We start from the raw sequence: 4,352 nt of genomic DNA on the forward strand, positions 1-4,352 counted from the left end.
AATGTTTGCTGCTATAGCTCAGTCGGTAGAGCGCATCCTTGGTAAGGATGAGGTCCCCAGTTCAAATCTGGGTAGCAGCTCCACAAAAAGCCTTGTGCCGCAACGGATACAAGGCTTTTCTTATTTCTCCGATAGCCCCGGATTTTCGGATTTAGCGTCCATTTAGCGTCCAATCTGGCAAATGTCTATCACAAAATACACAGTTGAGCGGCCGGGAAATCAATCCCCAGCCGCTTTTTTCATGCCCTTTTCGGGCGGCTTTTCAGTTCCTACAATGTCATTGAATCGGTCAAAGGTCTGCATGGCTTTAGCTTGGGCGGAGGCTATGGCGTGGGCGTAGATGTTGGCTGTAGTGCTGGCTTGGGCGTGGCCCAGCTGCCGGGAGACAACCACCAGGGGGACACCATCGGCAATCATCAGGGAGGCGTATGTGTGCCGCAGGCTGTGAACCGTCACCTTCGGCATACCAGACCGGGCAATAAAGCCGCTGAACCACTGCGTCAGGCTGTCGGGGAACATGGGTGCCCCGGTGTCGGTGGTGAACACCCGCCCGTCCTGATCCTCCCAGGCGTCCCCCAGCTGCTCCCGCCTAATGTCCTGCCAGGCTCTATATTCCAACAGCAACATAATAGCCGCGGTGGAGATGGGCAGAGGCCGGGCCGAGGTGGTGGTCTTCGGTGTGCCGACATAGACCCCCTTTCCGGGCAGATAGTTGGAGGTCTGGCGGATGGTGATGGTATGCCCGTCCAAGTCTACGTCCTGCCAGCGGAGGCCAAGCAGTTCCGCCCGGCGCAGGCCGGAGAGCAGATCAAAGGTAATGGGGGCCCGCCACTTGACCGGCTCGGCCTGCAACAACTCCAGGAGCCGCCGGGCGTCGTCCTCCTCCAGATAGGCAGCCTCATGGCCGCCCAGGCTGGGCTTTTCCGCTGCGTCTGCCGGGTTGATTTGAATATAGCCCCACTTGACCGCCCGGGAGAGGACGGAGGAGAGGGTACGGTGGTAGGAGATTACACTTGCCGGGGCCAGCGGTTCTCCGTGGGTGGTGAGGGTAAAGGCCCTGCCGGTCTTCATCCCCACGGCCAGGGCGATAGCGTCAGCGGATTCTCGGTTGATGGGCTTGCCGTCTATGGCCTGCTTGACGGTGGCCCGGCTGACGCCGGCGCGGTCGGCAAAAGCGGTCAGAGCTCCGCGCTGCGTCCCAATCCGCTCCCGTAGGTCAATTTTGCAAAGGGCGGTGGTGCGGTTGCGGATCCCCTTCTCCTGGAGGTTTTGGTAAAAGCTGTTGATGTGGCCGGTACGGAGGTCACAGAGCCGGATATGGCCGAGGGCCTGGTTGATGCGCTGAAGGTGCGCCGTGTAGGTGGCTATGGTTTTCGGCTTGAGGTACAGCTGGGCATACTCTGTCATGAACTTCTCCGCAAAGTCGGCAAAGCGCATGTTGCCGTTGGAGGTGGCCCCGCTCAAAACCTTCTCCTCAAACAGAACGGCTTGCCGCTCCAGTTCCTTCTTGATCTGCCGCTCAGACATCCCCGGTTCCGGTACCCACGTCATATACTGACGGAGCCGCTTGCCGTTGTAGCTGTACCCTTGCGAAACCGTGATTTTATAACCTTTTCCCTGTTTTTGGATGGTTGCCATTGAAATTCCTCCATTTCTATGATAAAATAGAGGAGCAACAGGCCTTGGAAAGTTTGTTGCTCCTTTAGCCGCTCCTAGTGCTACCAACACTGGGGGCGGTTTTTGTTTATAGCGTAAACTCAACTTTAACAACCTTGCCCAAAACACGGATCGCAGTCCTATTGAGGTCATATATCTGGGGCTTGTGCTTTGGATTGGTGGACTGGGGCATGAGGGTAACGGTGGTGTCGGACGAATAGAACCGCTTCACTGTGGCGTCCTCCTCGTCTACCAACACAACAGCGATTTCCCCTTGCTCTACATCTTCCTGGCGGCGCACAATGATGATATCACCCTCATTGATACGCAGGGCGTTCATGCTGTCCCCGTGTATCCGCAGGCCAAAGTATTCTGCGCCGCCGTTTAGGTCGGTGATGGTATAGCCCTCTATATGCTCATCTGCGTACAAAGGAAGCCCAGCGGAGATGCGCCCCAGGATGGGAATTTTGTGATATTTGGAGAAGTCGATGGTTTCTATATCTTTTGGGAGCGGTTTGCGCTCACCCTCCGGGGTGGGCGCTTTTTCTGTTGAAAAGGCATCCGAGGTATCTAGCCTGCTCCAGCCGTCCCAATCGGGACCCATCATTTCAGAGACCGTAGTACCTAGCGTCTTTGCAATTTTGCCTAATTGTGAGAGGGATGGCTCAATTTGCCCGCTCTCATATTTCGACACGGTTGCACGATTGATTCCTAGAAGAGATGCAAGACCATCTTGCGTAATTCCGGCCTTTTTTCGTGCCTTGCGTATTCCAGTAAAGTCCAAAATAGTCACCTCCTAAAACAAATGTAACTTAAAAGCACAAAAATGTCAAGCGAAAATGAAAAAGTGCTTGACAGGCACGGGATGATATAGTATAGTGTGCCTATAAGGCACGAAAAGGGGGTGAATGTGCGTGAAAATCGACAATCAGAAATTGGACTTGGCCCTTGCTCGTCGGTGCTTGAATATGCGGGACTTGCGTAGGGAGAAAAATGTATCGCAACAGACGCTGACCCGTATTCGCCAGGGCGAGGAAGTTCTGCCTAAAACCGTGGGCTGTATTGCTATGGCATTAGGCGTGGACCCGGAGGAAATCGTCGAAGCTAATAATTAGAAAGGGGCAAGACAATGAACGAACTCGAAGTAAGAAAGGTGCCCTTCATGGGCACGGAACTCATGGCAGCCCGTGACAACGACGGGCAGATTTGGGCGGGTGTCCGCTGGATGTGCGATGGCATCGGCTTTAGCGAGGGCCAGCGGAAACGGCAGATTGCCAACATCCAAGAGGATACGGTTCTCTCCAAAGGGGGATCAAATTTGATCCTCCCTACCAAGGGAGGTACTCAGCGGACTCTCTGCCTCAAGCTGGACTACGTTCCCCTCTGGCTGGCGAAAATCGCCATCACGCCAAGGATGGAGCGCGAGACCCCGGAACTGGCGGCGAGGCTGGAGCAATACCAACTCAAGGCCAAAGATGTACTGGCGGCGGCTTTCCTTCCTCAGAGCAAACAGCAGCCCGCCACTCCTGCCCCTGTGGAGCATCGGGCCCTTACCACAGATGACTACATCACGGCGGCTCGGCTGGCTTCTGACTGCCGGAACGAACGATTGCCCTATGTGCTGGGCTTTCTGGAGAAAGGCGGCTTTAATATCCCCAAGGTGGAGGAACTTCGTCAGGACAAGCCTTCTTTTAATCTGAGAGTTGAGAGGACCTTTGTAAACCTGGAGGATTTTCTGTGAATAAAAATGCCCCGCCAGATGGTAACGACACCTGACAGGGCTAGCGACCCAATAAAAACTAACAAAAAGGCCACAGGTGGATTATATCACATCCTCCTGCTGGCTGACAAGCGGAAAAGGAGGCAAAACGATGGACGGCACCAAGAGCATTCCGCGGATGCGGACGGCGGCAAAGATTGTCGCGGAGATCAAGGCGCTTGACCCTGATACAGAGGTGACAGAGTTCCATATCCGCAAGCTGGCGAAGGATGGCACTGTCCCCGTGGTATGGGCCGGGCGCAAAGCGCTCATTAACCTGGACGATGTTTTGGATCTCATGCGGCTGGGGACGGCCCGGCCCACCGAGGAGGCAGCCCCCGCCGTGGGAGGTATCCGGAGGATTGACACAAGGAGGTGTAAATCGTGACTGAGTACAAATGGGACGTGGGCCTGCGGCATAAGGCCACCGGGGAAAAGCTCAGCCTCATTGTGTGGGCGGCTACCAATGAGGAAGCCACACATAAGCTCAATGGTGTGTACGGCCCGGACTGCGAATACACCTGGACTGGCACAGGCCCGATCTATGAGAACAACCAGACTGTAAGGAGGGAGGTGTGATTGACAGCAACAAAAATGCCCCATCAGGTGTACCAGACCTGACAGGGCAAACGAACCGGTAGCTATCAATCATCGGCCGCAGGACTATGATACCACAATCTCTGGCGGCAGACAAGAGGAAAGGAGACATTCCTATGTACAAAACGGCAAAGAGTTCCCTGGTCAGCGGTGGCCAGGTGGTGCGTGAGTTGCTCCGGCGCTTCGGGCCCGGCCAGGTCTGCCAGGTGGTGCAGGAGACGGAGGACGTCTTTCGGGCCCGCCTGCGGGACGGCAAGACGGTACAGGCCACTGTGCTGGCCAATGGGACGCTGAGCATCCAGGAGATGGAGGACGTGGCTTAGAGGATGAGCGAAATAAA

The 4,352-nt window shown here is 55.6% G+C and carries 7 protein-coding genes and 1 tRNA gene; 6 read left to right on the top strand and 2 right to left on the bottom strand.

Going from position 1 to position 4,352, the window contains the following annotated elements:
• The first annotated feature begins 7 nt into the window (after positions 1–7).
• Positions 8–83 (top strand) — tRNA-Thr (locus D1646_RS21710).
• Between the two features lie 136 nt (positions 84–219).
• Here D1646_RS21710 and D1646_RS21715 read toward each other — a convergent pair.
• On the bottom strand, positions 220–1,638 hold the full coding sequence (locus D1646_RS21715) for a site-specific integrase (protein WP_160638424.1): 1,419 nt from the start codon (positions 1,636–1,638) through the stop codon (positions 220–222).
• Positions 1,639–1,744: 106 nt separating this feature from the next.
• Positions 1,745–2,440 carry a LexA family transcriptional regulator gene (locus D1646_RS21720; protein ID WP_160638425.1) on the bottom strand — a complete coding sequence of 232 codons (696 nt, stop codon included), beginning with the start codon at positions 2,438–2,440 and terminating at the stop codon, positions 1,745–1,747.
• Between the two features lie 130 nt (positions 2,441–2,570).
• Here D1646_RS21720 and D1646_RS21725 point away from each other — a divergent pair, with 130 nt between their 5' ends.
• From D1646_RS21725 to D1646_RS21745, 5 genes are all read left to right on the top strand, one after another.
• Entirely contained in the window at positions 2,571–2,771 is a 201-nt protein-coding gene (locus D1646_RS21725) for a helix-turn-helix transcriptional regulator (protein ID WP_160638426.1), read from the top strand.
• Positions 2,772–2,785: 14 nt separating this feature from the next.
• Positions 2,786–3,397, top strand: coding sequence for a phage antirepressor N-terminal domain-containing protein (locus D1646_RS21730; RefSeq protein ID WP_160638427.1), 612 nt, complete (start codon positions 2,786–2,788; stop codon positions 3,395–3,397).
• A 130-nt stretch (positions 3,398–3,527) separates the two neighbouring features.
• The gene (locus D1646_RS21735) at positions 3,528–3,803 is read left to right on the top strand and encodes a hypothetical protein (RefSeq protein WP_160638428.1); all 276 of its coding nucleotides are present in this window, start codon (positions 3,528–3,530) and stop codon (positions 3,801–3,803) included.
• Positions 3,800–3,994, top strand: coding sequence for a hypothetical protein (locus tag D1646_RS21740; protein ID WP_160638429.1), 195 nt, complete (start codon positions 3,800–3,802; stop codon positions 3,992–3,994). Before D1646_RS21735 ends, D1646_RS21740 begins: the two co-directional genes overlap by 4 nt.
• A gap of 134 nt (positions 3,995–4,128) precedes the next feature.
• Complete coding sequence (locus tag D1646_RS21745) at positions 4,129–4,335, top strand: hypothetical protein (RefSeq protein WP_160638430.1); 207 nt, start codon at positions 4,129–4,131, stop codon at positions 4,333–4,335.
• Positions 4,336–4,352: the final 17 nt, after the last annotated feature.

The sequence above is a fragment of the Pseudoflavonifractor sp. 60 genome (genome assembly GCF_009911645.1).
Taxonomy (GTDB): domain Bacteria; phylum Bacillota; class Clostridia; order Oscillospirales; family Oscillospiraceae; genus Lawsonibacter.